The sequence below is a fragment of the Flavobacterium sp. genome, from assembly GCF_024710485.1.
Classification (GTDB): domain Bacteria; phylum Bacteroidota; class Bacteroidia; order Flavobacteriales; family Flavobacteriaceae; genus Flavobacterium.
In genome coordinates this window covers 18290-44698 of the sequence record NZ_JANJUQ010000045.1, presented here as the reverse complement: position 1 = coordinate 44698, position 26409 = coordinate 18290, and the positions used below count along the sequence as shown (strand labels likewise).

The window sequence follows — 26409 nt, the reverse complement described above, 5'->3', positions numbered from 1 at the left end:
AGCACGAATTCAATTGGTGTTAATCAGTGTAATTCGTGGCAAAAAAAATAAAACATGAGTAAAGTAGCCATCATCATGGGTTCAAAATCAGATTTACCCGTAATGCAAGAAGCCATCGACATCTTAAACGGATTTGACATCGAAACGGAAGTCGACATCGTATCGGCCCATCGAACCCCCGAAAAATTATTCGAATTCAGTAAAAATGCACACCAACGCGGGATTTCGGTCATTATAGCCGGCGCCGGTGGTGCTGCCCATTTGCCGGGCATGGTTGCTTCGATGTCGCCTTTGCCGGTGATTGGCGTTCCTGTAAAATCGAGTAATTCTATCGACGGCTGGGATTCGGTGTTGTCTATTTTGCAAATGCCGGGCGGCGTTCCGGTAGCCACTGTGGCCTTAAACGGTGCTAAAAACGCCGGTATCTTAGCCGCGCAAATTATAGGCAGTCACGACAAATGCGTACTCGACAAAATCATTTTCTACAAAGAAAGCTTGAAAGAAGCGGTCAATAAATCGTCGGACGAACTCAAAAAATAAAATGATTTAGGAGCTGTTTCCCGCTATACGTTGCAATCTTTTTACCGCTTTTGTCACCCTGAACTTATCTTAGGAACTTTCTAAAAAGCGCTAAAAAGGATTTCCACTACTATCGGGGCTAGAAACCATTGATAATAAACACATGAAAATCTTAACCTCAACATTCCAAACCAAACACAATACTGCGCCATTCTCTCAAATCAAAATTGAGGATTACCAACCGGCGTTTGAAGAAAATATTGCCAAAGCACGCGCCGAAATTGACGCTATCATCAACAATCCCGAAGCGCCGACTTTTGAAAACACCATCGAAGCCTTAGATTTTGCCGGACAAACCTTAGACCGTTTGTCCTCTATATTCTTCAACTTGAATTCGGCCGAAACTTGCGACGAAATGCAAAAAATCGCCCAAGAGGTTTCGCCTTTGCTAACCGCTTTTGGCAACGACATCACCTTAAATGAGGATTTATTCAAAAGGGTCAAAGCCGTTTATGAGCAAAAAGACCAACTGGATTTAACGCCTGAGCAAGCTACGTTACTCGACAAAAAATACAAAAGCTTTACCCGAAACGGTGCGTTGCTTTCTGATGATAAAAAGGAAGTTTTACGCGAAATCGACAAAACTTTAGCCAAACTCAAACTCACTTTTGGCGAAAATGTATTGGCCGAAACCAACAGCTACAAACTGCACATTTCCAACGAAGCCGATTTACAAGGCTTACCCGATGGTGCCAAAGAAATGGCGCGTTCTCTAGCCAAAGCTGACGATTTAGACGGTTGGCTATTTACCTTAGATTTCCCGAGTTATTTGCCGTTTGTAACCTATGTAGACAACCGCGAATTACGCAAAGAAATGGTCATAGCCGCCGGCAAAAAAGCCTTCCAGGAAAACGATTACGACAACCAAGAGAACGTGAAAAACATCGTGAAATTGCGTCACGAAAGAGCCCAATTATTGGGTTATGCCTCGCATGCACATTTTGTTCTAGAAGAACGCATGGCGCAATCGCCAGAAAAAGTACAATCGTTTTTAAATGATTTATTGGCCAAAGCCAAACCGGCTGCCGAAAAAGAGTTTGCTGAACTAACCGCATTTGCAAAGGAATCAGACGGATTAGATAGCCTTGAAAAATGGGACGGCACATATTACTCGGAGAAATTGAAGCAAAAATTATTTAGTTTAGACGACGAAATTTTAAAACCGTATTTCCAACTGGAAAACGTGTTGAACGGTGCGTTTACTGTGGCTGAAAAATTATTCGGTATTACGTTTAAAGAAGTATTTGACATTGATAAATACCACACCGACGTGCAAACTTTTGAAGTAGTAGACTTTGAAGGTCAACTGGTAGCCGTTTTTTATGCCGATTTCTTCCCGAGAAAAGGCAAACGCAACGGTGCTTGGATGACCTCATTCAAACCACAATATATTAAGAATGGTGTAAATGAAAGACCACATGTTTCGATAGTGTGTAATTTCACGCCACCAACGGAAACGAAACCTTCCCTCCTAACCTTTAACGAAGTGACGACTTTGTTCCATGAATTCGGACACGCGTTGCATGGCATGTTGGCCAATACGACTTATCCGAGTTTATCGGGCACCTCAGTATACTGGGATTTTGTGGAATTGCCGAGTCAGATTATGGAAAATTGGTGTTACGAACCGGAAGCCTTGGCGTTGTTTGCCAAACATTATGAAACCGGTGAAATCATTCCGCAACAATATGTCGACAAAATTAAAGAAAGTGCGAGCTTTTTAGAAGGTATGGCGACCTTACGCCAATTAAGTTTTGGGATTTTAGATATGGCATACCATGCCAAAGCACAAACCGTAGACAACGTGAAAGCGTTTGAAAAAGCGGCTATGGAAATCGCTTCTTTGTATCCTGATGTTGCAGAGAATTGTATGAGTGTTTCGTTTTCGCACATTTTCCAAGGCGGTTATTCTTCGGGTTATTACAGTTACAAATGGGCGGAAGTATTGGATGCGGATGCTTTTGCGTATTTCCAAGAGCGAGGCATTTTCGACAAGGAAGTTGCTGCCAAGTTCAAAGACAATGTACTTTCCAAAGGCGGTACCGAATTACCGATGGAACTCTACAAACGTTTCCGCGGACAAGAACCCAAACCGGAAGCTTTGTTGAAACGCGCGGGATTGATTTAGACCACTTAGATTATTAGACTGCTCAGAATATTAGAAACCGAAGTTTAGGCTTCGGTTTTTTTGTACACTATACCCGCGTTAGGGATGGGAGCAAGTACCGCGTACTGCGGACAGCCCGACCCCGATAGCCAAACATTCGGGTCAAAGCAGATTATACTTATCGGGGGAACGCCCTACTCCTAAAAACAAAAAAGCCACCTTTCGGTGGCTTTCTTTATGGTGTGAAATGACAATTACTTTTTCACCACTTTAATTATTCTGGCAGCATTAGCAGCTTGTACTTTTACAAAGTAAGTACCGGCGGCTAAGTTTGACATGTCTACTGTAGTGCTTAAAGCATTTACGTTTTTAGCAGTTACTTTTTGACCTACAATATTGAATACTTCGATAGCCGTGATGGTATCAGTATAATCTACAGTCAACAATGAGTTCACCGGATTAGGGTACAATTTTAAACCGGCTAAGTTGAAAGAATCGTTGCCCAAAGTAACAGTGACAGTTACTGCAAAGGCAGCACTGCGACAACCTGTTGCAGAAGTACTCACCACATAATATGTAGTACCACTTACCAATTGGGTGCCGGTAGCTAAAGGATTTAAATTATCGATGGCATCGTCCTCTGAGGCAAACCAAGTTAAATTATCTCCGGTAACCACTAATGAAGCGATAGTAGCTTCAGCAGGATCATTAACGTTGAAAATTTGGGTTGGATTTCCGGTTGGCGTTGCAGCGCTGTTCACAGCAACAGCAACGGTGGCTTCTCCAAAACATCCTGAGTTAGGGTTTGTACCTCTTACGGTGTAAGTGGTATTTGCTGTTGGCGCTACCGTTACTGATTCACCTGATAATGCACCTGGGTTCCATGACCATGTTAATCCGAAAGGAGCCGGAGCTAATTGACCTCCGAACACCACATTTAATCGCTGCGTAGAAGCTGTAGGAACTACAGTTCCGGCAGTCACCAAGTTTTGGAGTGAATTGGTAGCCAATGTTGTACTGGTAACAGCCGAAATAGTGGTATTAGCAGTAGTAGCTGTAAAGTAAGTAATTGCATTATTAGTACTATCGGCACCATTTTGTCTGATATCAACAATAATATTAGAAACACCATCCCAGTAATAAGGTGTAGCAAAAGTGATGGTATTTACTCCAACTTGATGGTTGTAAGTGGACGGACCATACACGGTAGTCAAACCTGTAGTTTGAAAAGCAGTCAATGCAGTATTTGAAGTTGTTCCGATACTGATTGAGAAATTAGTAACATTAGAGCCTGAACCTAAAGTGGTAATGTTATAAGCAATTGAAGTGATATTTCCGGCAGTTAATCCTAAAGCTTGTAATTCGGCTGCAGTGAAAACCGTTTGGTTCCAATATTGCGCCCAACGGTTACAAAATGCTGTAGGTTGCGTAGTTGCACTTGTTAATGTAGTGGCGTTTCCAACGGCTAATGTTCCTGTTACTGAAGCATTCAACGCTGTTGAACTTCCTTCACAAATAGTATTTTCTGTAGCTGTAGCGACAACAACCGGATTCTGATTGATATTTACTGTTACGTTGGCAGTAGTAGTACACAAAGCTCCTGATGTTTGAGAAGCAGTCAAAGTGTAGCTAGTTGTCGCGGAAGGATTGAAAACCCAACCATTAACAGCATCTCCCGTTACGTTTGTTGATGGAGACCAAGTAAAAGTATTGTAATCTGTACCACCGGTTGAAAGGGTAACCGGATTTGAAGATTGCCCTTGACAAACGGCAGCTGTATTGTTAGTACTTACTGTTAAGGCAGGTGGTGCTACTACTGAAGCTACAACTTCAGTTCTGGCAGAAGTACATCCTTGGTTGTATTTTAAATCATAGAAATAATAGTAAGTACCTGTGGTGGTTCCACCCCATTCTGAAGAGGTAACTGTTACTTTACCATCGGTTCCAACATAAGGGAAGGCTAAAGTTGAAGAGTCTCTGACTAAAGTAACTCCCGTGTAAGCTTTCACCAAGATTCTGTATCCTGTTCCGGCAGGAACTGTAAAATTAAGCGGAATAACATTTGGTGTTGTTGTACCTCCGGCAGCAATCGCTACATCTCCGGTGGCGTATAACTCCGTTAAAGCAGCATTGGTTACTTTAATGTTTACCGTACCGGCTGTAGTGGAGTATAAGGATACACTTTGTAAATTAACACTTTCCGTTGCATTGAAAACAATACCCCAATTTACTATGGAAGTTCCTGTTGCAGTGGCTGGAGGAGCCGATTTACCTGAAGATTGTGTAACTCCTGTTGAAGCTTGTGCCCAATAAGAGGTTGTAGTGTTAATGCTTGGCGTAGTAAAAGTACCTCCGGTTGCTAAAGTTAATCCACCGGTTTGAGTTGCATGCCAAGTTATAGTTCCTTCATTTGAAGTAGCTGATAAATTTACTGTTCCTTGTCCACATACAGAACCAGGAGTAGTTGCAGTAATTACCGGTGGATTACATAGTGTTTTGAAAGTTACCGGAACTGAAGTCCAATTGCTCAAACCATTAGCATCACAATTGGTTCTGATCCAAACGAAATAATCTGTACTTGGAGTCAATCCTGAAACTGTTGCAGTCACTATACCTTGTCCAACACTTCCTGATGGCGTTGTACCTGATGTTGGCGCTGTATTAGAAGTTGAATGATAATAATCGTAACCATTATTAGTTGAAACAGAAGCCGTCCAATTAAAAGTAGCACCTGTAGCTGTAACATTATTAATAGTTAAACCGGTTGGAGCCAAACAACTTGGTTGTGCAATTACTGTAAGTTTATAATCTTCTGCTTCTGTTCTTGTATTGGTGGAAGCACAAGCATCAGGAGCAATAGCATTGAAATCCACTCTGATTCTCAATCTGTAATCTCCCAGTGGCGTACCGTTTGGCACTACAAAACTTCCGACTTGATTGCCTCCGTATGCTGTAGTCACGAAAACTCTTTCCGTAGCATTATCAAATATCAAATCATTGTTCCAATCTACCCAAATACTGGTTCCAAGAGTTCCGCCAACAATATCAGAAGCAAAGTTGATGGTTCCTGTTGGATATTGACTCACAGCTGCTGTATCATAGTTATTTTGATAACCGGTTGGGGCATAACCAGAAGCTAGATTTGAAATATTAGTTGTTCCTCCCGAGGTAGAGAAATTATTAATATATGTTGCATTTGAAGTAGAAGAAGGGACGCAATATCCTGTTAAGAATGTAGCTGATGCCCAAGCACTATTGTCGCCCGAGCCACAAATAGCTCTTACGTAATATGTATAAGTTGTATTGGCTGTTAACCCGCTCACAGGCAAACTTAGTCCGCTGGTGGTTCCGCTAGTAACTAAACCGGTTGTACCACTACCAACAGTTCCTGAACTTCTTACTTCATACTCATAACCGCCATTAGGAGCTGATACAGATGCAGTCCAAGAAACAGTAGCACTATTAAGCGTGAGATTTCCGGCAGTCAATCCCGTTGGAGCAACACAAGATGGTGGTGTCCAAGTGTAAGTTAAACCGGCACTTGGGATAGTAGTCCCATTGTATGCCATAGTATTATTGTTTGCAATACCTGCAGTAGAGTTAATCCAATCACCACCACCGGCAGCGATAGTTCTGTTATTGTAAACTGTTGCCGAACCACCACCTAATCCAACTTGTGGATAGGTAGTACTTGGCGTAACTCTGTCCACACAAGTTCCATAAACAACTTTCACCTTACCGGTTGCTGTGTCCAAACGAATCTGAAAATTCAAATTTTCAGCAGAAGTAGCACCGCTGGTCGTATAGCGACATACGTTAGCCCACTGTACAACAAACTCATTGGCCACTTGTTGCCATCTTATTTCAGGAACGCCTGTACCTGCACTGGCTGATTTGGCATCAATATCAAGAGCAAAAGCAGCTACAGCATTACGTCCTGCAGAAATCGGAGTGGTTGTTGCTGTAGTACTACCGAACAAAACATATCCATTTACATTGACATATATAGTATTGTATGTCACACCTTGAAAAACAAAAGGACTCGGTAATGTAACTGTAGTTGACTCGCTGTCAAAAGCATCATAACCGGTCCAAAGCACAGTCCCTCCTGTTATAGGAGTATAAGAGCCCGCTGTTTGTGTAAACGTGTAATTGTTTACTTGAGCAAGAGATGTGTTTGCCAACAATAGAAAAATCGGCATCAACAAAACTGCATACCAGCGTTTAAAACCAACAGGATTGCCCTGTTCTGCCAGTAAAGTAATTTTTTTCATAATAATAATTTTTAGTTAACAAAGCTAAATTAGGGCGTTTTAAAGCCTTTCCAAGTCAATAAAATCAATTTAACTTTTAAGAATTATTTTCTATAACAAATTTACAATTTTTAAGACTTTTTAATCATAAAAACTGTTAAATAACCAACTCCTTCAATAATTATTTTATACTATAAAGTCAAACTATTAAATATGTTTCATTTTTTTTTGAAAGTTTAAAAACTTTTATCTAACTTTGTTTCATGGAATTCAAAGAAGCAAAAAATAAGTTCGTTCAAACTTGGGGTGCTTTAGGCTCGCAATGGGGCATCAACAAAACTATGGCACAGATTCACGCCTTGTTAATGGTGTCGCACGAACCCGTTTCCATGGAAGACATCATGGAAGAACTGCAAATTTCACGTGGTAATGCCAGCATGAACTTAAGAGCTTTAATGGATTGGGGCATTGTTTATAAAGAATATAAAACCGGAGAACGCAGAGAATACTTTACCGCTGAAAAAGACTTAGACGAATTGGCCGTAAAAATTTCTAAAGAGCGCAGTAAGCGTGAGATTAAACCTGCTTTGAAAGTATTAAAAGAAGTTTCCTCTATCGAAGCCGACGGAACTACTGAAGAAAAGCACTTTGTAGAACAAACCACCAAATTATATGACTTTGTACTGAAAGCCGATAACGTTTTGGATAAAATAACCGAATACAAAGATAATTGGCTGGCTCAAATTTTATTAAAATTTATGAAGTAAACCTTTTTTTTAATCAAAACTTTCATTTTTTTCTGAAAGTTTAAAATTTATAATAACTATGAATGCAATAAAACAATTTAATGCCTTTGCCGTAGGACTTCCTTTCGCCATAGCCTTTACTTATCCGTTATTTAAAGAAGGTGCCCTGATGTTAGCCCTACTTTCTACCATGTTGACCGGTTTTATTCAAGTCGTATTGGCTTTGTGTATGCTTTATGATGAGCCGAATGACAGAAAGCTTCAAGGCTACATAGCAGCTACAATCATATTTTTCACACTGTGGTACATCAATGCGCAAATCGAATATTATAATCCGCTAACCTTAACTCTGTTTGGGATTCCTGCTGCACTAGCTTTTTACTTGACTTATATCATTCACCAAAAAGCAAAACTATGAACCTCAACCTTATCGGATACGCTATTTATTTACTGATAACGATTGTAATTATTATCAAAGTAGGCCGAATTTGCTACCAAAATGGGAATGTATATGTGGCGCAACTCATTCCAGAGCACATGGGTTTATGCCATAAAATCAATCAAATACTCCTATTAGGGTATTATTTACTCAATATTGGGTACTGCGCCATGACACTAATTTCCTGGGAAAAGATTACCACGCTCAACCAACTCATTGAAGTCATCGCCTCCAAATCGGCCATCATCATCGGAACCATTGCCTTGATGCATTATCTAAACATTTACGCTCTCACCAAATACATTCAAAAATTAATTTAAATACATATTATTATGGAAACTACAAAAATCATAATCGGTTACGCTATCTATCTACCTGTGGCTTTGTTTTTAACTTACTATGTTTCTAAGACTTTGTTCAAAAACAGTAAAATTTACATGTTGGATATCTTTAAAGGAAGAGAAGAAATTGCCAATGCCACCAACAAACTCTTTGAAACGGGATTTTACCTGCTCAATCTTGGCTTTGCTTTGATGATTTTAGAGATGAATCTATACGAGGACAGTTACCAGCGATTGATTGAAGAACTCAGTTATAAAATTGGCGGATTCACCATTTATTTGGGTTTGATGCTTTTTTTGAACCTTTACTTTTTCTTTAGAGGCAAACGAAAAGCCCGAGAAGCACAAACAGAAGAACACTTAGCTTTCAAAGACTAACGCAAACTAAAAAAAGGAGCCGAAGATTGACTTCGGCTTTTTTATTGGAACAAAACCAGTAAAATCCACCACAAAATGGGAATACTCTCTGCCCAAAAAGCAGAATAATATTTCGAGCGATTCTCATGCGCAAAAAGCAGAAAAAGCAAAACGCTGCCTGCAATACCCGATTTCAGTATCAATGAAGGCCAATTGAAATCGGCGTACAAAAATTCCAATACAATAAATCCAACCAACAACAAAGCCCCCAAAGTTTTGGTTCGACCTACGCCTATTTGTTGCGGTACGGTTTTCAAATGCGGGTCATCGTATTGCAAATCGATGATTTCAAAAATCAAAACCAACACAAAAATTAAAATGTAACGCTGAACTGCTACTAAAAAAACTGCAATGGTCAATGGATAACCAGAATCAAATATCGGCAAAAATAAAGTCACGCCAACCCAGCACAAGGTTACTATATAAATCTTCACACCGGCCCAATTGCGCGCATTCTTTCGATTAGGAAAAAAAGGTAACGTATAAAGTAATGTCAGCAATAAAAAAACAAGAGCTACTATTTTGGTTTGAGAAGCCAATTGGAAAAAGTAAAACCCACAAGCCAAAAAAGATAGAAAGCTCAAAACAACTATCGCTTTTAATTGCTTCCGCAATTGTATTTTTCGGATTCGCGCCAAAGCATCATATTTCACAAAATTGTAGGCGACTATTGTTCCGAAAAAAGCAAAAAGAGCCGTGTTTTCGATAGTTGAAATTTGAAACAAAAATCCTGTAATTTTCACCAATGCATAAACCGACAACGCCACGTGTACGCTGCTGTTTAGGTAAAAATCCAAAAGTCGTTTTACAATTTGCATTCTTTAAAGATAAACAATGTGTTAATAAGAAGCTGTTTTGGTTAAAAAATTCTCAAAATATTAGACTTTGTTTAGCACAAAATTAGAACATTAATAATTACTTTTGTTGGCGTTATAAAACCTTAGTGTTTTGCAACCAACATACACAACTAAATACATTTAGAACCTTACAATTTAATGAAAACAGACGCATTTGCATTACGCCACATCGGTCCGCGTGAAAGCGACCTGAACCACATGTTCAAAACCATCGGAGTGGAAAACTTCGACCAATTAATCTACGAAACTATTCCAGACGATATTCGCTTGAAAAACGATTTAAATCTGGATGCTCCTATGACCGAATATGAATACTTGACTCACATTCAGGAGTTGGGCAGAAAAAATAAATTATTTAAATCATACATTGGTTTGGGATACCATCCGACTATAGTGCCCGCTGTAATCCAAAGAAATATTTTTGAAAACCCGGGTTGGTACACTGCTTATACACCTTACCAAGCCGAAATTGCACAAGGCCGATTAGAAGCGATTTTGAATTTCCAGACCATGGTAATGGAATTGACCGGCATGGAAATCGCCAACGCTTCCCTACTAGATGAAGGAACTGCTGCCGCCGAAGCGATGGCTCTACTTTATGATGTTCGCACTCGTGACCAAAAGAAAAACAATACTTGTAAATTTTTCGTTTCCGAAGAAATTTTACCGCAAACCTTATCTGTATTGCAAACGCGTTCTACGCCTATCGGTGTCGAACTGGTCGTAGGCAACCACGAAACCTTTGATTTTTCATCCGATTTCTTCGGAGCCATTCTACAATATCCGGGCAAGTTCGGACAAGTTAATGATTATGCTGCCTTTATTGCCAAGGCGAATGAAAACGAAATTAAAGTAGCCGTAGCTGCCGATATTTTATCGTTAGCCAAACTGACTTCTCCGGGAGAAATGGGCGCTTCAGTTGTTGTTGGAACCACACAACGTTTTGGTATTCCAATGGGCTTTGGCGGACCACATGCAGCCTACTTCGCCACTAAAGAGGAATACAAACGCTCTATGCCGGGCCGTATCATCGGAGTATCTATTGATGCCAACGGAAAACGCGCTTTGCGTATGGCATTGGGAACCCGTGAGCAACACATCAAACGTGAAAAAGCGACTTCTAACATCTGTACCGCTCAAGTTTTATTAGCGGTTATGGCCGGAATGTACGCGGTTTTTCACGGACCGAAAGGATTAAAATACATCGCTAATAAAGTACATGCATCCGCAGTAACTCTGGCCGATGCTTTGAATAAATTAGGCGTTTACCAAACCAATACGGCTTTCTTTGATACCATTTCAGTAAAAGCAGATGCGGTTAAAGTAAAAGCCATAGCCGAAAAACAAGAGGTTAACTTCTTTTACATCGACAACCAAACGATTTCAATTTCCTTAAACGAAACGACTTCGTTAAGCGATTTGAATCAAATCATAGCCATTTTTGCAGAAGCCACCGGCAAAGAAGCTTTTACGGTTTCAGGTTTAAGTTCACAAAATAATTTCCCTGCTTCACTCGAAAGAACCTCAACGTTTTTACAACACGAAGTATTCAACAACCATCATTCTGAATCACAGCTGATGCGTTACATCAAAAAATTAGAGCGCAAAGATTTGTCGTTAAACCACTCGATGATTTCCTTGGGTTCTTGTACAATGAAACTCAATGCGGCGGCTGAAATGTTGCCTTTGTCGATGCCAAACTGGAACAGCATTCACCCATTTGCGCCGGCAGATCAAACAGAAGGTTATCTTACCATGCTAAAAAAACTGGAGCAACAGCTGAATGTAGTAACCGGTTTTGCAGGCACCACTTTGCAACCGAATTCAGGAGCGCAAGGCGAATACGCCGGTTTGATGGCGATTCGTGCATACCATTTGTCACGCGGTGATGCTCACAGAAATGTGTGTTTGATTCCGTCCTCGGCACACGGCACCAATCCTGCTTCAGCAGCTATGGCCGGTATGCAGATTATCGTAACCAAAACCATGGAAAACGGTAACATCGATGTAGAAGATTTGAGAGCAAAAGCTATCGAGCATAAAGACAATCTCTCGGCCTTAATGGTGACTTATCCGTCAACTCACGGTGTATTTGAGAGTGCTATTTGCGAAATCACTAAAATTATTCACGATAATGGTGGTTTAGTCTACATGGATGGCGCTAACATGAACGCCCAAGTTGGTTTGACCAATCCGGCTACCATTGGTGCCGATGTTTGTCACTTAAACTTACACAAAACATTTGCTATTCCGCATGGCGGAGGCGGTCCTGGTGTTGGTCCGATTTGCGTTAACGAAAAATTGGTTCCTTTCTTACCAACCAATCCTATCGTAAAAGTTGGCGGTGAACAAGCCATTACAGCCATCTCATCCGCACCGTACGGTTCTGCTTTAGTGTGTTTGATTTCTTATGGCTACATCACCATGTTAGGCGCTGAAGGCTTGAAAAAATCGACTGAACACGCTATTTTAAATGCCAATTATATGAAAGCCCGTTTGGAAGCACATTACCCGGTTTTATATTCCGGAGAAATGGGACGCGCGGCACACGAAATGATTTTGGATTGTCGTGCCTTCAAACAAAACGGTATCGAAGTAACCGACATTGCAAAACGTTTGATGGATTACGGTTTCCACGCACCAACGGTTTCTTTCCCGGTAGCCGGCACTTTAATGATTGAGCCTACTGAATCAGAAGATTTAGCCGAATTGGATCGTTTTTGCGATGCCATGATTGCTATTCGTAAAGAAATTGCTGCTGCCTCAGCTGACGATAATAACAACGTATTGAAAAATGCACCGCACACTTTAGCCATGCTTACAGCAGATACTTGGAGTTATCCATACACTCGTGAGCAAGCTGCTTATCCTTTGGAGTACATCCACGAAAACAAATTCTGGCCAAGTGTTCGCCGAGTAGATGATGCTTACGGAGACAGAAACTTAGTTTGTTCTTGTGCGCCGATTGAAGCGTATATGTAATTTAAAAGTACGAAGTTAGAAGTACAAAATACAATGTAATACAAAAGGTTCCAAGTTTATTCTTTGGAACCTTTTGTTTTATTGCTAAACCCTTGAGAAGTTTTACTTTTGTATCAAATAAAAAACCATGAACGACATCAAAAACCAAGACGATTTATATTTATTAGTAGATGAATTCTACAAAAAGCTCTTATCCGATGAGGCTATCAGCTATATTTTTACTGATATAGTCAAGATAAAACTCGAAGAACATTTACCTATTTTGGTTACCTTTTGGTCTCAAGCGATTTTAGGCACCGGCGGTTATACCAAAAACTTAACGCAAATTCATTTGGATGTTAATGCCAAATCATACCTTTCACCGGAACTTTTTAAAATTTGGCTCAATCATTTTTACAATACAGTCGATGAAAACTTCGTCGGTCCAAAAGCAGAGCAAATCAAAACCCAAGCCTTAAGTATCGGAACAGTTATGCAAATTAAAATAAAAAACGAGAGGAACTAACCTCTCGTTTTTTGTTATTGTTTGATAATCTTTTTTACTATTGAACCCGAATCATTGGTTAGCTTGAGCACATAAATACCTGCTTGTAAATCTTGTATATTAATTAGATTACTATTTAGTTTATCCTTTCGTATCATTTGTCCCAAATGATTGTATAACTCATAACCGGTCAAACCTTCAACATTACTTACTTGTAAAAAATCATTTGCAGGATTAGGATAAACTGCTACGTTTTGAAGCGAATTTTCTGGAGAACTCAGTGTTGCATCTACCACACAAATATTAAAACTTGAAGTGGTTAACGGTGTCGAATATTCATTTACCACACGTACATAATACTCGTTACCAACCGTATAAGCACCATAAGTATATGTTTCGCCAGACCCATTTCCGTTGGCATTTCTGCAATACACCAGCGTTCCGTTACATCCTCCTTCATAAACTTGATAACCATTGCTAACATCTACAACAGTAGACAAGGAAATGGTCAAGGAAGCATTAGTTGCCGTAAACTTATACCAGACATCTTGTGATGGATTAGGCGAACACGGAAATATAGAACTCACACCATCTAAAGTTGAACCGCTTAAAGCTACCGTATTGGTGGTACAACTACTATTGGGCTGAATCGTGATAGCATTTGAACAATTATCATTTGCAGGCTGTGGATAGCTTTGCACACAAATCGTAAAAGTATTGATAGATGGGGTTGTAAATGCATTAAAAACTCTGACAAAATAGGTTGTCCCTATTTCAAAGTTATTGAACAGAACACTCTCACCGGAACTACTGGCATTGTTGGCATTTCTGCATAGGAATGACGGTCCGCTGCAATTACCGGTTAAAACTTCAAAGCCATTACTTATCCCCGAAGTTCCTGATAAATGAATCCCCATTGTTTTTTCAGTTGCTACAAAACTATACCAAACATCTTGAGATGCATCCGCAGCACATCCGGGGGCAGCAGTAGTTATTGTCGCACCGGAAAATGTTCCTTCAACTGCATTACATGCGGTTGAAGTATTCAAAACAATTGCATTGGTACAATTGTCATTGACCGGCGCCGGATAACTTTGCAAACAAATAGAAAAAGTATTGGAAGACGTTGCTATGAAAGCATTAAAAACACGAATATAATAAGTGGTTCCTATTTCATAGTTGTTATAAATTAGACTTTCTCCTGAACCCGTTGTATTGTTAACATTTCTGCAAATGATTATTGAACCGTCACAACTTCCGGTTCTAACTTCAAAACCGTTACTGATTCCGGCGGTTCCAAATAAAACTATACCCATCATTTTCTCAGTAGCAACAAAACTATACCAAACATCCTGAGAGGCATCCGTGGCACAACTCGGTTTAGGTGTTGCTATTGTTGCACCATTAAATGTGCCTTGAACCGTTGTACAAGATGAACCGGGAGTTAAGACTATAGCATTAGCGCATAAATCATTTTGAGCATAAATTACTGCTGCGTTAAACAAGGCTACTAGGAGAAAGTAAAGTTTTTTCATATTCATATTTTTTTCAAAAATAAAACAATCTAAATTATTTACAAAAACGAGAATAATTTATATTTTGTTAAAAAAAGACAGTAAAAAACAAACGAATTCGCAAAAATTAACAATTAATAAATAAAAGCGTTAAATGTTATTATTAAATCAATAATTTAGTAGAACTATTACTTTTACACATGAACATTAAAATATCCGGTTCCGGGAGTTATATCCCGACCGAAATAGTGACCAATAAGGATTTTACTAAACATGTCTTCCTTAATGATGACGGTACACCTTTCCCATTACCCAACGAAGTCATCACCGAAAAATTTTACGACATCACCGGCATTGAAGAACGCCGTTATGTCTCTGACGATTTATTAACTTCAGACATAGCTACTATCGCTGCCAAAAAAGCGATTGAAAACGCCGGTATAGATCCCGAAACTTTGGACTATATTATCTTTGCCCACAATTTCGGCAATGTTAAAAAAGGCGCGATTCAAACTGATATTTTGCCGAGTTTAGCTACCCGAGTTAAATTTGATTTGCGTGTCAAAAACCCTAAATGTGTTGCCTATGATATGCTTTTCGGTTGTCCGGGCTGGATAGAAGGTGTGATTCAGGCACAAGCTTTCATCAAAGCCGGTATGGCCAAAAAATGTTTGGTGATTGGAGCCGAAACTTTATCTCGTGTAGTAGACATGCACGACCGCGACAGTATGATTTACTCAGACGGCGCCGGCGCTACCATTATAGAAGCTACAGAAGAAGAAGAAGGCGGTATTTTAGCACACGCTTCTGCTACTTTTACGTATGACGAAGCCTATTATTTATTTTTCGGAAATTCTTTCAATAAAGAGCACGATCCCGATGTGCGTTACATCAAAATGCACGGGCGAAAAATTTACGAATTTGCTTTAAGTCAGGTTCCCAAAGCCATGAAAGAATGTGTTGACGCGAGTGGTATCGATATCAGTAACATCAAAAAAGTGCTCATACACCAAGCCAATGAAAAAATGGACGAAGCCATTATTCAACGCTTCTACAAACTTTATGGACAAAAAGCACCGGAAGGCATTATGCCAATGAGCATTCATAAACTAGGAAACTCAAGTGTAGCTACAGTCCCAACTTTGTACGATTTACTGGTAAAGGGCGAATTGGAAAATCATAAACTGGACAAAGGCGATGTCATTTTGTTTGCTTCCGTAGGTGCCGGAATGAATGTGAATGCGATTGTGTACAGAATGTAAAAAAGTTTATCCGTTCAAAGGTTTAAAAGTTTAATTTTGCCGAATACCTAACGACAATCTTTTTAACACGCTATGTACGAGAAGACCTATCCGAGCAAACGATTTAACCTTACTTTACAGTTTTTAAAAAAACACGTTAAAACCTCCGAAACCATTCTTGATTTGGGTGTTCCCAATCCGTTTTCCAAAATCATGGAAGACAATGGTTATACCGTTATCAATACCAAGGGCGAAGACGTAGACAACGACCAAAGTACTCTGCAAAAAGAAAACTACAAGGTATTTACTGCTTTCGAAATCTTTGAGCATTTGCTTAATCCTTATACAGTGTTACAAAACGTAAAAGCTGACAAAGTATTGATCTCAATTCCTTTGCGTTTGTGGTTTTCACCGGCATATCGTAGTAAGACCGATATGTGGGACAGGCATTACCACGAGTTTGAAGATTGGCAACTCGATTGGTTGTTGGAAAAAGCCGGCTACAAAATTGTTGACCGCCTAAAATTCACCCATCCGGTAAAAAAGTTAGGATTGCGTCCTTTGTTGCGTTGGATTACGCCTCGCTACTATTTGGTATATGCTGAAAGAGTAAAATAATGAACTACTATATTGTTATTCCGGCGCATAACGAGGAGGCCTTTATGGCACTGACGCTACAATCTTTGGCAGACCAAACGGTTTTGCCAAAGAAAGCTGTTATTGTGAATGACAATTCTACTGACAAAACCGGCGAAATTGTGCTGACTTTTGCCAAAAAACATCCTTGGATTTCATTGGTCAACGCTACTTCCGATGCGATTCATTTGCCCGGCAGCAAAGTTATTCTGGCCTTTCAAAAAGGATTAGAAACACTAGATGATCAATACGACATTATCGTCAAAGCCGATGCCGATTTGATTTTCCCTCCGAATTATTTCGAAACCATCATACATCATTTTCAATCCGATGCCAAAATCGGGATGGTTGGCGGTTTTGCTTACATTGAAAAAAACGGAGAATGGCTTTTGGAAAACTTAACCGACAAAGACCATATTCGCGGCGCCTTTAAAGCCTATCGAAAAGCAACTTTCCAACAAATCGGCGGATTAAAACCGGCTATGGGCTGGGACACTGTTGACGAGTTGCTGTGCAAATTTTACGATTGGAAAGTAGTAACCGATGCGTCTCTGAAAGTCAAACACCTCAAACCAACCGGTGCCAATTACAATAAAACAGCGCGTTACAAACAAGGCGAGGCTTTCTACACTTTGGGTTACGGCTTTTTCATCACAGCCATTGCTTCTTTAAAATTGGCGATACGAAAAGGCAAACCGCTACTTTTTGTAGATTACATCAAGGGGTTTTGGAAAGCGAAATCGGCTAAAAAACCTTTATTGGTCTCAGAAGCACAAGCGAAATTCATTCGAAATTACCGTTGGAAAAAGATGAAAGAGAAGTTGTTCTAAAAAAGCTAGGGATTCCTTCGGCAGTCGCTTCGCTCGTGTGTAGTGAAAATCCTTTTTAGAATAGCCCGGTAGCCCAATGCAAGAAAAAATTCAATCCTAAAAACATTGTAACGGATAGCCCGACCCGAAGGGACACGAGGCTGAAAGGCGACTGCAGAAGGAAACACCCAAAAACTTATAACTTATAACTGCTTCGCCGATTCAAAAAATAAAGAAATTTATTTTTCCTCGGGTCATAACTTCTGCTTATTTTTGACATTATTTTAGGCCTATGATGCTCATTCGGTATTTATCGCAAATTGGGAAATATTTCTTGATGTTGAAGGAAGTTTTCCGCAATCCCACAAAATGGTCGGCTATGCGACAGTTGATTTTTAAGGAGATTGATGATTTGATCATTGACTCACTTGGGATTGTTTGCTTTATTTCGTTTTTCGTTGGCGGCGTAGTGTCGATACAAACGGCTTTGAACTTGACCAATCCGTTGATTCCGAAATACCTCATCGGTTTTGCCACTAGACAATCGGTTATTTTGGAGTTTGCGCCCACTTTTATCTCGATTATTATGGCGGGAAAAATGGGCTCATTCATTACTTCGAGTATAGGAACCATGAGGGTTACCGAACAAATTGACGCCTTGGAAGTGATGGGTGTGAATTCGTTAAACTATTTAATTTTTCCAAAAATTATTGCCTTGCTACTCTACCCTTTTGTCATTGGAATTTCAATGTTTTTAGGTGTTTTTGGTGGTTGGATTGCCTCAGTTTACGGCGGGTTTGCCTCTAGTAATGATTTTATCACCGGAATACAACAAGAATTCATACCGTTTCACATTGCTTATGCTTTTATCAAAACTGTGGTTTTTGCGATGTTGCTCGCCACTATTCCGTCGTTTCACGGGTATTACATGAAAGGCGGCGCGTTGGAAGTAGGTAAAGCCAGTACGGTTTCGTTTGTATGGACGTCGGTGACAATCATTTTATCGAATTATATTTTAACACAATTACTGCTAACCTGATGATAGAAGTTAAAAATGTAGAAAAGTCTTTCGGAGACAGCAAGGTGTTAAAAGGAATTTCAACTGTTTTTGACGCCGGAAAGACCAATTTAATTATCGGACAGAGTGGTTCGGGAAAAACGGTTTTACTGAAAAGTTTGCTCGGCATACACTCGCCCGACAAAGGCACAATTTCCTTTGACGGTCGCATCTATTCGGAGTTAACACCGGATGAAAAAAGAGCGTTGCGAACCGAGATTGGGATGGTATTCCAAGGCAGTGCACTTTTCGACAGTATGACGGTGGAAGAAAATGTAGGCTTTCCGTTGAAAATGTTTACCAATAAAACCGATGCCGAAATTAAAGACCGCGTGAATTTTGTCATCAACCGCGTGAACCTCATCAATGCCAATCATAAAAAGCCTTCCGAAATTTCGGGTGGTATGCAAAAAAGGGTGGCGATAGCCAGAGCCATTGTGAACAATCCGAAATATCTTTTTTGTGATGAACCCAATTCAGGTTTAGATCCGAAAACGGCTATCGTAATCGATAATTTGATTCATGAAATCACGGTAGAATACAATATTACGACGGTAGTCAATACGCACGACATGAACTCGGTAATGGAAATTGGCGACAAAATTATCTTCCTCAAAGAAGGTGTTTTGGCTTGGGAAGGCACCAAAAAAGACATTTTTAAAACGGATAATGAAGCGATAACCGATTTTGTGTATTCGTCTAATCTGTTCAAAAAAATCAGAAAAGCGCAGAATAAAGAAGAGTAATTATTCGTGCATCAAATACACCCAACCCGATTTCACTTCGCCGGTATCCATAGTAGCTAAATAATAATAGGTAGCACTTGGCAGAATGTGTCCGTATTTGTCTTGTCCTTTCCATTGGTTGACGTAATTCCCCATTTCATACACCAACATCCCGTAACGGTTAAAAATCTTTAGCCTTTCTACCCCAAAACCGGTTAAATCTAAAGAATCGTTATCGCCGTCATTGTTGGCCGACACTCCTTTCGGAATCGAACAAATGGTTCGAATTACATTTATAGAATCGGTAACACTACACCCATTTTGATCCGTAATAGTTAAATCGTAGTTCCCGGTAGCCGCTTTGGTTATCACAATCGGATTTTGCGAACTACTGAAACCATCCGGTCCGCTCCAATTGAAATCTACATTTGAAGTGGTAGTGGCCGTAATCACATATTCGTCATTGATACAATCCTGACTCAGACTAACAACAGGTAAAGCATTTACGATGATTTCCACACTATCTGATGGTGATTGACAACCATCCAATACCGTATAAACAGTATAAGCTCCACTATCATTAAGCGATAACGGATTCAACGTTGGATTTTGTTGTTGGGAAGCAAACCCGTTTGGTCCGCTCCATACATAGGTAGCATTAGGTACTATTGAAGCGTATAAGTTCAAACTTTGGGTGTCGCAAATCACCGCATCTGAAGAAGCCACAGGTTGTTGCGGAATTTCTTTTAGAGTAATGTTCACTATGGCTTCATCCGAAGTATTGCAATTGCCTTCTACTCGATATTTAAACTGGTAAGTTCCGAAAGATACAGCTGCTGAATTCCAAAGATTGTTAGTCAAAGTTCCGCTTGAAGTCAGTTCCGACCAAGTGCCGTTGGCATCGTAACTACCTTGTAAGAGTGCAAACAAATTGACTTCACCTTGACGACCGCAATATGAAACTGTATTGTTATCACCTGCATTAGGTTGGGTATTCGAAATATTAATGGTATAACTCAACACTTGATTCAAACAGGAAGATTGATTGTTTGAATAAGAGATACTCACATAATAAGTTCCGTTATTAGCCGGCACGTTAAAAGGCAAAAAGTCAAGGGAATTTGTTGTACTCAATATGTTGGCTGTGTCGTTTCCTTTCCACCATTGGTATTGGAAAAAAGAAAAATCAGGGACAGATAATGTCAGATTTTCGCCGTTACACAAAATTGCATCAGCAGTAATCACCAACGGATTCGGATTGACAATTTCAAAAGCACTATTTAATAAATTCCCACAGGCATCTTCTACTTGAAAGTTATACGTAGCGGCTTCTAAAGCTGAAAACATATTGGAGTTACCGTTATCAACAGCAAAGGGCTGACCGTTTTTAGTGGTAATTCGGTATTGCAACGGATTTAACCCTTCTGCCAGGACAATTACCTCAAAAGTGCTACCGCAGGAAACAGCATAAACATCAGTAATCTTTGGCAAGCCATTGAACTCAAACTCTTCCAGGGTTTCATAACACCTAAACGTTAATTGATCTTCAAAAAGATTAAAAACCTTCAGCACTCGGAAACTTCCCAATGTGGCAAAATTATAATTGATAGCGTTATTAATCAATGGGAAAGAGTTCATGTTGTTTGGCGGAAAACCTTCATTATAGCCAATATTAGTTATAGGATGTCCCCAACTGTTAGTACTAGGATTCCATTTTTGCAGCCAATAAGATGTTTGCCCTAAATTATTTGAACTATGTGCTAACGACAAATCAAATGATCCGCAATTCGGATTGATAGCAATATTGGTCACCGGTTGGTATCCTTGTATAGTTACCGGCACAGTAAACGGAATACCGCAAACTATAGCCTCAAAAGTATAATCTCCGGCAGGGAGCATTCCTAAAAAGAAAGAAGTTCCGTTTTGATTAATTCCGTCCGATACGTTAAAAGGCAACGATTGCGGATAGGATGCTGGTGCCGTAAGCATAGTGACCGAAGATAATTCAGCCGTAAAATAAACAGCACCATATCCAGGCAAACAACCGACTCCAATTATAGGTGACGGCGGTCCCGGAGCCGGAACAATATTGATTATGATTTCAACTGGAACTGTGCCACCACATAATTCAATAGCATTAAAAACATAAGTCCCCACAGGCAACACCAAACCAATATAATTTGCTGAATTGATTTGGGAAGTATAATCAAACGGAAGTCCTAAAGTATAAGTTGCTGGAGCCGATATCAGAAGTAGTTCCTGTATATTATAAATCAAGACCGAACCGGAAACACAACCAACGTTGTAAACCAAATGGAACGGGGGATTTTCTGAAAAAGAAACCTCTATGACCAACGTAAAGGATTCATCACACTGATTTATAGCTTTAAAGGTATAAATTCCGGCAATCAAACCTGTTACTGAGACAGAGTTGTCGGCTATTTGGGGTGTGAAATTGTACGGTATGGGCAAATTGAAACCCGATGGCCCAGACAAAAGATTCAATTCGACTACATTGTAAAAAACCGCCATTTTATGAGTACAATCGATTGGCGCTAATGCGTAATACGAATCTTTATTCAAATTAGAGACTAGCCCATTGAGTGTATAAGTAGTACCACATCGATCGACTATGGTAAAGGTGTAATTGTAATCCTGCTCATAAAAAGGAATGTTTTGTGTAAATGACAAACCGGATGGCACAGTTTGCGTATAAACTAAATTTGAACCACTTGGTGGAGTAACCGTAGTGGTAACTGTTAGCGGATAAGCAATTACACCATTGGGGTCCAAAGTTTCAAATAAGGCTGAAACAGCAACGCTATCGCAATCGTCTAATTGTGGGGGCAACATTTCAAATACTATAGCCGTATTGGCTTTTTCAATGGTAAATGTCTGGACAACAGCATCATCACAATTGTCTCGAACCCGAACTTGGTATGTTCCTTGGGTTAGGTTGTTAAACGTATTGGAAGTTTGTATCGGTCTGATAATAGGTCCGGAAAAAATCTCATAACTAACCGCAGTTCCTGTAAGCGCAGTAACAATGATAGAACCGTCAAAACTGCACACTTCATCATTTCCTATAATTAAATAGGTTAAGGTATCTACTTCGTCATCAATCGTAACCTCTTGTTGTTGTGTACCACTTTGACTGCCTAAAGATTGCGTAGCCACAACACTATAAGTGCCGGCAATTAATCCGGTTAAGGAGTTTGCCGATTGCACGGAAATAGGCGTAGTCACATCCGGCAAGCGATAAACGGAATACAACATGGTTGCGCCTGCTGTGGTATTAGCAACTGAAAAATGCAACTCACCATTGGCGGTACAAGTTTCATCCACTTTTGTGACTGTAAGAGTAAAATTTGACAATTGTCCAAAACTCAATTGAGTCAAAAAAAGCAAGATTACTCCAATTTGCCAACGCATATCTTTCATAGTAGTATAATTTTTAATCTTGAAAGATACGATAAATCCTATTTGGATGCGTAAATTCTTAGAATTTGACACAAAAAAAAGAGCAAATGCTCTTTTTTAATTATAATTTGTCGGCCATAGCGGTAATCCGCTTGATGTCTTGTTCTTTGCTTTTCGGGTAAATCATCAGCACACTATCGTTATCCACAATGATGTAATCGTCTAAACCATCTATGATTACCAATTTTTGAGCATTCGAACGAATGATGTTGTTGGAGGCATTTTCTAAAATCACCGTAGCATTAACTATAGCATTGTTTTGATGGTCTTTATCGAGTTTTTCATGCAATGAACCCCAAGTTCCCAAATCGTTCCAATCGAAAGTTGCCGGTAGTACATAAACGTTATCTGCTTTTTCCATCACGGCATAATCAATTGAGATGTTTTCTGCTTGGGCGTAGTAATCCAAAATGAATTGCCTTTCTTGCGAAGTATTGTAACTGTCTAATCCTTTTTGAAATAAAGCATTCATTTGGGGTTGAAACTTTTCAAAAGCTACCGTAACCGATTGCGCGCTCCAAATAAAAATACCGCCATTCCACAAAAAATTTCCTGCTTCCAAAAACAACTTGGCGGTTTCATAATCGGGTTTTTCTCGGAACTGTTTAACTTTTTTAATTGGATTAGTATCAACTCTGTCAAATTCGATATAGCCAAATCCGGTGTTGGGAAAAGTCGGCTGAATTCCTAAAGTCATCAGTGCATTTTTCTCCTGACAAAAGTCAAAACATTGTTGCAAGTCGCGGGTGAAAGCTGCCTCATCTTCTATCCAGTGATCGCTGGGTGCTACTACCATTAGAGCATTAGGATTTTGCTTTTTAATTTTTAACGAAGCATATAAAATACAAGGCGCTGTATTGCGCATCGCTGGCTCCAGCAAAACTTGCTCAGGTTTCACCATAGGCAATTGTTGCAATACCAAATCGTTATATCTTTCGTTGGTAAGAATGAGTATATTTTCTGTTGGAATCAACTTTGATAAACGGGCAAATGTTTTCTGAATCAAGGTTTCTCCCGAGCCTAACATGTCGTGGAATTGCTTCGGAAAATCGGTAGTACTTACCGGCCAAAATCGGGAACCGACACCGCCGGCCATGAGTATTGCGTAATAATTGTTGTTCATTTTTTTTTGGGAGTAACTGAGTTGCTAAGATACTAAGTTGCTGAGTTTTTTTTGCAAATTTATACCGGAATTATTTCCACCTCAGCGTTGGCGTTAAACAAATACAAGCGTCCTGTTTTAATTTCGAGGCATTCGTAGCGCTTTACTCGCAAGCCTTTCTTTTGAAAAATTCTGCCGTTTTTAATGCGGAATAAACTGCCGCTTGGGACTTCGTGCACAAAGTGAATATCGGGTTTGCGCTCGTCAAACTGTTTCAAGGCGAAAGCCAATCGCGCATCGGTATCGCTACTTGCTGTGGGATTTCGGAAATGATTGGCCACCAATGGCAACACCGAATGCGGAAAAATCTCGGGGCGAATAAACGGCACCATCAACCGCTGAAACGTATGCTTCCACTCGTTGCCATGTGGTTTTATCAAACGACCGAATTTTTCATAAGCCACCAAATGGGCAATTTCATGAATTAAAGTGATGAGGAATCGGTATTTGTTCAAATTAGCATTCACAGTAATCTCATGCTTTCCACCTACCGCTCTACGATAATCTCCGTGGCGTGTTTGGCGCTCGTTGACTATCTTCAAATGCACATTGTTGCTCTTGATTAATTCAAAGCAAGGCAGTACGGCGTGTTCGGGAAGGTATTTTTGAAGGACTTCGCTCAATGGATGATGGTTGCGGGTTACGAGTTTCGGTTTTTAAGGTGTAGACGAACTTACTTGAATTAATTTTCCATTGTGGTATTTGTTGCCGGTTAAAGCAAAATGGGCAATATAATCAGCCATTGCTGCGGCGGAAATTGGGGCTTCATAACCCGGAAAGGCTTCTTGCAACATCTCGGTATTTACAGCTCCGAGCGCCAACACATTGAAGGCAATACCTTGCTCTTTATATTCTTCAGCCAACAGTTCAGACAGCGTAATCACAGCACCTTTACTGGAACTGTACGCCGCCAAACCGGCAAACTTCATGGTTCCTTGAACGCCGCCCATCGAACTGATGGTTACCACATGACTGCCTTCTTGAAGGTATGGCAAACAGACACGAGTCAGATTGGCTACCCCAAAAACATTCACTCGGTAAACGCTTTCAAAATCTTCTTGGAAGGTTTGCGAAAACGGTCGGTTCAACAAACTACCGGCGTTGTGTATGATAACATCCACTTTTTTCCAAGCATGGGTAAGAAACTTGTCGACCTCAATTAACTCTTCTTCTTTCCCTAAATCTACCGACAAACAAGTAATGTTTTCATTTTCGATTAGTGCTTGCGGTGTTTTACGGGAAATCGCTAACACTTGGTGTCCGGCTTTAGCCAATTGTAAAGCCAATTCGTAGCCAATACCACGCGAGGTTCCGGTAATAATGATATTTTTTTTCATAGCGTTCTTTTGTAGGGTAAATATAGTAAAACCTGAAAAGCTTACAAAAAGAAAAACCTTCCCGTAAAGGAAGGCTTTTGTATTGATTTTTGAAGATGGATTTACGAAACCAATCCTCTTGAAATTACAATTCTTTGGATTTCGGAAGTTCCTTCGTAAATCTGTGTGATTTTCGAATCGCGCATCATTCTCTCTACATGGTATTCGGCTACATAACCGTTTCCACCGTGAATTTGAACGGCTTCATTAGCCACTTCTAAAGCAATTTCAGAAGCGTACAATTTGGCCATAGCGCCAGAGTGAGCAATGTCTTTTCCTTCGTCTTTCTCACAAGCTGCTTTCATGATTAACAATTTAGCTGCAGTGATTTTAACATACATATCGGCCAATTTGAAAGCAATGGCTTGGTGCTTGAAGATTTCTTTACCAAAAGCTTTTCTTTCGTTAGCGTATTTTAAGGCCAATTCGTAAGCACCGGTAGCGATACCTAAGGCTTGAGAAGCAATTCCGATACGACCGCCGTTCAAAACATTCATGGCAAAATTAAAACCGAAACCATCGGCTCCGATACGATTTTCCTTTGGTACTTTTACATCAGTAAACATTAACGAATGCGTGTCACTGCCGCGGATTCCCATTTTCTTTTCTTTAGGTCCGATTTCAAAACCTTCCCAACCTCTTTCTACGATGAAAGCGTTGATTCCTTTATGTCCTTTTTCGACATCAGTTTGTGCCATTACTAAATATGTAGAAGCAGTTCCTCCATTGGTAATCCAGTTTTTGGTACCGTTCAGCAAATAGTAATCGCCCATATCTTTGGCAGTCGTTTTTTGAGAAGAAGCGTCACTTCCGGCTTCCGGCTCAGAAAGACAGAACGCACCGATTACTTCTCCTTTGGCCAACGGCACTAAGTATTTCATTTTTTGTTCTTCCGAACAATATTTTTCCATTCCGGCACATACTAAAGAGTTGTTCACCGACATAATTACCGCTGCCGAAGCATCTACTTTGGCAATTTCTGTCATGGCTAAAACATAAGAAACGCTGTCCAAACCGGCACCGCCATATTTCGGATCTACCATCATTCCCATAAATCCTAACTCTCCCATCATCTTCACTTGTTCTGTTGGAAACTTGGAATGTTCGTCTCTTTCTATTACCCCCGGCAACAATTCGGCTTGGGCAAAATCGCGAGCCGCTTGTTGAATCATTAACTGTTCTTCGGTTAAATTAAAATCCATAT

At 40.0% G+C, this 26409-nt stretch carries 21 protein-coding genes; 13 read left to right on the top strand and 8 right to left on the bottom strand.

Translation table 11 applies throughout. The features are described from left to right. The first annotated feature begins 54 nt into the window (after positions 1 to 54). Together purE and Q0M21_RS11850 are read left to right on the top strand one after the other, a co-directional pair. Positions 55 to 540: a 5-(carboxyamino)imidazole ribonucleotide mutase gene (gene purE / locus Q0M21_RS11855; RefSeq protein WP_295338562.1), complete on the top strand. Its 486-nt coding sequence runs from the start codon at positions 55 to 57 to the stop codon at positions 538 to 540. A gap of 142 nt (positions 541 to 682) precedes the next feature. Further along, positions 683 to 2707 (top strand): M3 family metallopeptidase, encoded by a 2025-nt coding sequence (locus tag Q0M21_RS11850; protein WP_295338558.1) that lies wholly within the window; start codon positions 683 to 685, stop codon positions 2705 to 2707. 233 nt (positions 2708 to 2940) lie between these two features. Here Q0M21_RS11850 and Q0M21_RS11845 read toward each other — a convergent pair whose 3' ends face one another. Further along, a complete protein-coding gene (locus tag Q0M21_RS11845) occupies positions 2941 to 6960 on the bottom strand; it encodes a GEVED domain-containing protein (protein ID WP_295338555.1) in 4020 nt (1339 codons plus the stop codon). 242 nt (positions 6961 to 7202) lie between these two features. Between Q0M21_RS11845 and Q0M21_RS11840 the strand changes: the two genes are divergently transcribed. From Q0M21_RS11840 to Q0M21_RS11825, 4 genes are read left to right on the top strand one after another with little or no spacing between them, the layout of a single operon-like run. Beyond that, positions 7203 to 7706, top strand: coding sequence for a MarR family transcriptional regulator (locus tag Q0M21_RS11840; RefSeq protein ID WP_295338552.1), 504 nt, complete (start codon positions 7203 to 7205; stop codon positions 7704 to 7706). 58 nt (positions 7707 to 7764) lie between these two features. Beyond that, positions 7765 to 8103, top strand: a complete 339-nt coding sequence (locus tag Q0M21_RS11835) for a hypothetical protein (RefSeq protein WP_295338549.1) — start codon at positions 7765 to 7767, stop codon at positions 8101 to 8103. Beyond that, the gene (locus Q0M21_RS11830; protein WP_295338546.1) at positions 8100 to 8444 is read left to right on the top strand and encodes a hypothetical protein; all 345 of its coding nucleotides are present in this window, start codon (positions 8100 to 8102) and stop codon (positions 8442 to 8444) included. Before Q0M21_RS11835 ends, Q0M21_RS11830 begins: the two co-directional genes overlap by 4 nt. A 12-nt stretch (positions 8445 to 8456) precedes the next feature. After that, on the top strand, positions 8457 to 8843 hold the full coding sequence (locus tag Q0M21_RS11825; protein WP_295338542.1) for a hypothetical protein: 387 nt from the start codon (positions 8457 to 8459) through the stop codon (positions 8841 to 8843). Positions 8844 to 8884: 41 nt separating this feature from the next. On the opposite strand, the gene Q0M21_RS11820 is transcribed toward Q0M21_RS11825, so the two are convergent. Then, positions 8885 to 9700 (bottom strand): hypothetical protein, encoded by an 816-nt coding sequence (locus Q0M21_RS11820; protein WP_295338539.1) that lies wholly within the window; start codon positions 9698 to 9700, stop codon positions 8885 to 8887. A 177-nt stretch (positions 9701 to 9877) separates the two neighbouring features. Between Q0M21_RS11820 and gcvP the strand changes: the two genes are divergently transcribed. Beyond that, positions 9878 to 12721, top strand: coding sequence for an aminomethyl-transferring glycine dehydrogenase (gene gcvP / locus Q0M21_RS11815; RefSeq protein WP_295338535.1), 2844 nt, complete (start codon positions 9878 to 9880; stop codon positions 12719 to 12721). A gap of 127 nt (positions 12722 to 12848) precedes the next feature. Beyond that, on the top strand, positions 12849 to 13226 hold the full coding sequence (locus Q0M21_RS11810; RefSeq protein WP_295338532.1) for a group III truncated hemoglobin: 378 nt from the start codon (positions 12849 to 12851) through the stop codon (positions 13224 to 13226). 14 nt (positions 13227 to 13240) lie between these two features. Here the strand turns inward: Q0M21_RS11810 and Q0M21_RS11805 are convergent, their stop codons facing one another. Further along, the gene (locus tag Q0M21_RS11805; RefSeq protein ID WP_295338529.1) at positions 13241 to 14740 is read right to left on the bottom strand and encodes a T9SS type A sorting domain-containing protein; all 1500 of its coding nucleotides are present in this window, start codon (positions 14738 to 14740) and stop codon (positions 13241 to 13243) included. Between the two features lie 179 nt (positions 14741 to 14919). Here Q0M21_RS11805 and Q0M21_RS11800 point away from each other — a divergent pair, with 179 nt between their 5' ends. The 5 genes from Q0M21_RS11800 (at position 14920) to Q0M21_RS11780 (ending at position 19208) form a co-directional block, all read left to right on the top strand. Continuing rightward, a complete protein-coding gene (locus Q0M21_RS11800) occupies positions 14920 to 15981 on the top strand; it encodes a 3-oxoacyl-ACP synthase III family protein (RefSeq protein ID WP_295338526.1) in 1062 nt (353 codons plus the stop codon). 72 nt (positions 15982 to 16053) lie between these two features. After that, positions 16054 to 16578 (top strand): methyltransferase, encoded by a 525-nt coding sequence (locus Q0M21_RS11795; protein WP_295338523.1) that lies wholly within the window; start codon positions 16054 to 16056, stop codon positions 16576 to 16578. Then, positions 16578 to 17426 (top strand): glycosyltransferase family 2 protein, encoded by an 849-nt coding sequence (locus Q0M21_RS11790; RefSeq protein WP_295338520.1) that lies wholly within the window; start codon positions 16578 to 16580, stop codon positions 17424 to 17426. The genes Q0M21_RS11795 and Q0M21_RS11790 overlap by 1 nt, the downstream gene beginning before the upstream one ends. Before the next feature lie 271 nt (positions 17427 to 17697). After that, the gene (locus Q0M21_RS11785) at positions 17698 to 18444 is read left to right on the top strand and encodes an ABC transporter permease (RefSeq protein ID WP_295338517.1); all 747 of its coding nucleotides are present in this window, start codon (positions 17698 to 17700) and stop codon (positions 18442 to 18444) included. Next, on the top strand, positions 18444 to 19208 hold the full coding sequence (locus Q0M21_RS11780; protein WP_295338513.1) for an ABC transporter ATP-binding protein: 765 nt from the start codon (positions 18444 to 18446) through the stop codon (positions 19206 to 19208). Before Q0M21_RS11785 ends, Q0M21_RS11780 begins: the two co-directional genes overlap by 1 nt. Here Q0M21_RS11780 and Q0M21_RS11775 read toward each other — a convergent pair whose 3' ends face one another. The 5 genes from Q0M21_RS11775 to Q0M21_RS11755 form a co-directional block, all read right to left on the bottom strand. Next, complete coding sequence (locus Q0M21_RS11775) at positions 19209 to 22628, bottom strand: gliding motility-associated C-terminal domain-containing protein (RefSeq protein ID WP_295338509.1); 3420 nt, start codon at positions 22626 to 22628, stop codon at positions 19209 to 19211. Positions 22629 to 22728: 100 nt separating this feature from the next. Then, a complete protein-coding gene (locus Q0M21_RS11770; RefSeq protein ID WP_295338506.1) occupies positions 22729 to 23790 on the bottom strand; it encodes a mannose-1-phosphate guanylyltransferase in 1062 nt (353 codons plus the stop codon). Positions 23791 to 23849: 59 nt separating this feature from the next. Continuing rightward, positions 23850 to 24452, bottom strand: a complete 603-nt coding sequence (locus Q0M21_RS11765; protein ID WP_295338503.1) for a SprT-like domain-containing protein — start codon at positions 24450 to 24452, stop codon at positions 23850 to 23852. Between the two features lie 33 nt (positions 24453 to 24485). Continuing rightward, on the bottom strand, positions 24486 to 25166 hold the full coding sequence (locus Q0M21_RS11760; RefSeq protein ID WP_295338500.1) for an SDR family oxidoreductase: 681 nt from the start codon (positions 25164 to 25166) through the stop codon (positions 24486 to 24488). 101 nt (positions 25167 to 25267) lie between these two features. Then, on the bottom strand, positions 25268 to 26407 hold the full coding sequence (locus Q0M21_RS11755) for an acyl-CoA dehydrogenase family protein (RefSeq protein WP_295338497.1): 1140 nt from the start codon (positions 26405 to 26407) through the stop codon (positions 25268 to 25270). Positions 26408 to 26409 lie beyond the last annotated feature (2 nt).

Coding starts and splice junctions, on each gene's coding strand:
- purE (WP_295338562.1), top strand. CDS start 55: ATGAGTAAAGTAGCCATCATCATGGGTTCAAAATCAGATTTACCCGTA.
- Q0M21_RS11850 (WP_295338558.1), top strand. CDS start 683: ATGAAAATCTTAACCTCAACATTCCAAACCAAACACAATACTGCGCCA.
- Q0M21_RS11845 (WP_295338555.1), bottom strand. CDS start 6,960: ATGAAAAAAATTACTTTACTGGCAGAACAGGGCAATCCTGTTGGTTTT.
- Q0M21_RS11840 (WP_295338552.1), top strand. CDS start 7,203: ATGGAATTCAAAGAAGCAAAAAATAAGTTCGTTCAAACTTGGGGTGCT.
- Q0M21_RS11835 (WP_295338549.1), top strand. CDS start 7,765: ATGAATGCAATAAAACAATTTAATGCCTTTGCCGTAGGACTTCCTTTC.
- Q0M21_RS11830 (WP_295338546.1), top strand. CDS start 8,100: ATGAACCTCAACCTTATCGGATACGCTATTTATTTACTGATAACGATT.
- Q0M21_RS11825 (WP_295338542.1), top strand. CDS start 8,457: ATGGAAACTACAAAAATCATAATCGGTTACGCTATCTATCTACCTGTG.
- Q0M21_RS11820 (WP_295338539.1), bottom strand. CDS start 9,700: ATGCAAATTGTAAAACGACTTTTGGATTTTTACCTAAACAGCAGCGTA.
- gcvP (WP_295338535.1), top strand. CDS start 9,878: ATGAAAACAGACGCATTTGCATTACGCCACATCGGTCCGCGTGAAAGC.
- Q0M21_RS11810 (WP_295338532.1), top strand. CDS start 12,849: ATGAACGACATCAAAAACCAAGACGATTTATATTTATTAGTAGATGAA.
- Q0M21_RS11805 (WP_295338529.1), bottom strand. CDS start 14,740: ATGAAAAAACTTTACTTTCTCCTAGTAGCCTTGTTTAACGCAGCAGTA.
- Q0M21_RS11800 (WP_295338526.1), top strand. CDS start 14,920: ATGAACATTAAAATATCCGGTTCCGGGAGTTATATCCCGACCGAAATA.
- Q0M21_RS11795 (WP_295338523.1), top strand. CDS start 16,054: ATGTACGAGAAGACCTATCCGAGCAAACGATTTAACCTTACTTTACAG.
- Q0M21_RS11790 (WP_295338520.1), top strand. CDS start 16,578: ATGAACTACTATATTGTTATTCCGGCGCATAACGAGGAGGCCTTTATG.
- Q0M21_RS11785 (WP_295338517.1), top strand. CDS start 17,698: ATGATGCTCATTCGGTATTTATCGCAAATTGGGAAATATTTCTTGATG.
- Q0M21_RS11780 (WP_295338513.1), top strand. CDS start 18,444: ATGATAGAAGTTAAAAATGTAGAAAAGTCTTTCGGAGACAGCAAGGTG.
- Q0M21_RS11775 (WP_295338509.1), bottom strand. CDS start 22,628: ATGAAAGATATGCGTTGGCAAATTGGAGTAATCTTGCTTTTTTTGACT.
- Q0M21_RS11770 (WP_295338506.1), bottom strand. CDS start 23,790: ATGAACAACAATTATTACGCAATACTCATGGCCGGCGGTGTCGGTTCC.
- Q0M21_RS11760 (WP_295338500.1), bottom strand. CDS start 25,166: ATGAAAAAAAATATCATTATTACCGGAACCTCGCGTGGTATTGGCTAC.
- Q0M21_RS11755 (WP_295338497.1), bottom strand. CDS start 26,407: ATGGATTTTAATTTAACCGAAGAACAGTTAATGATTCAACAAGCGGCT.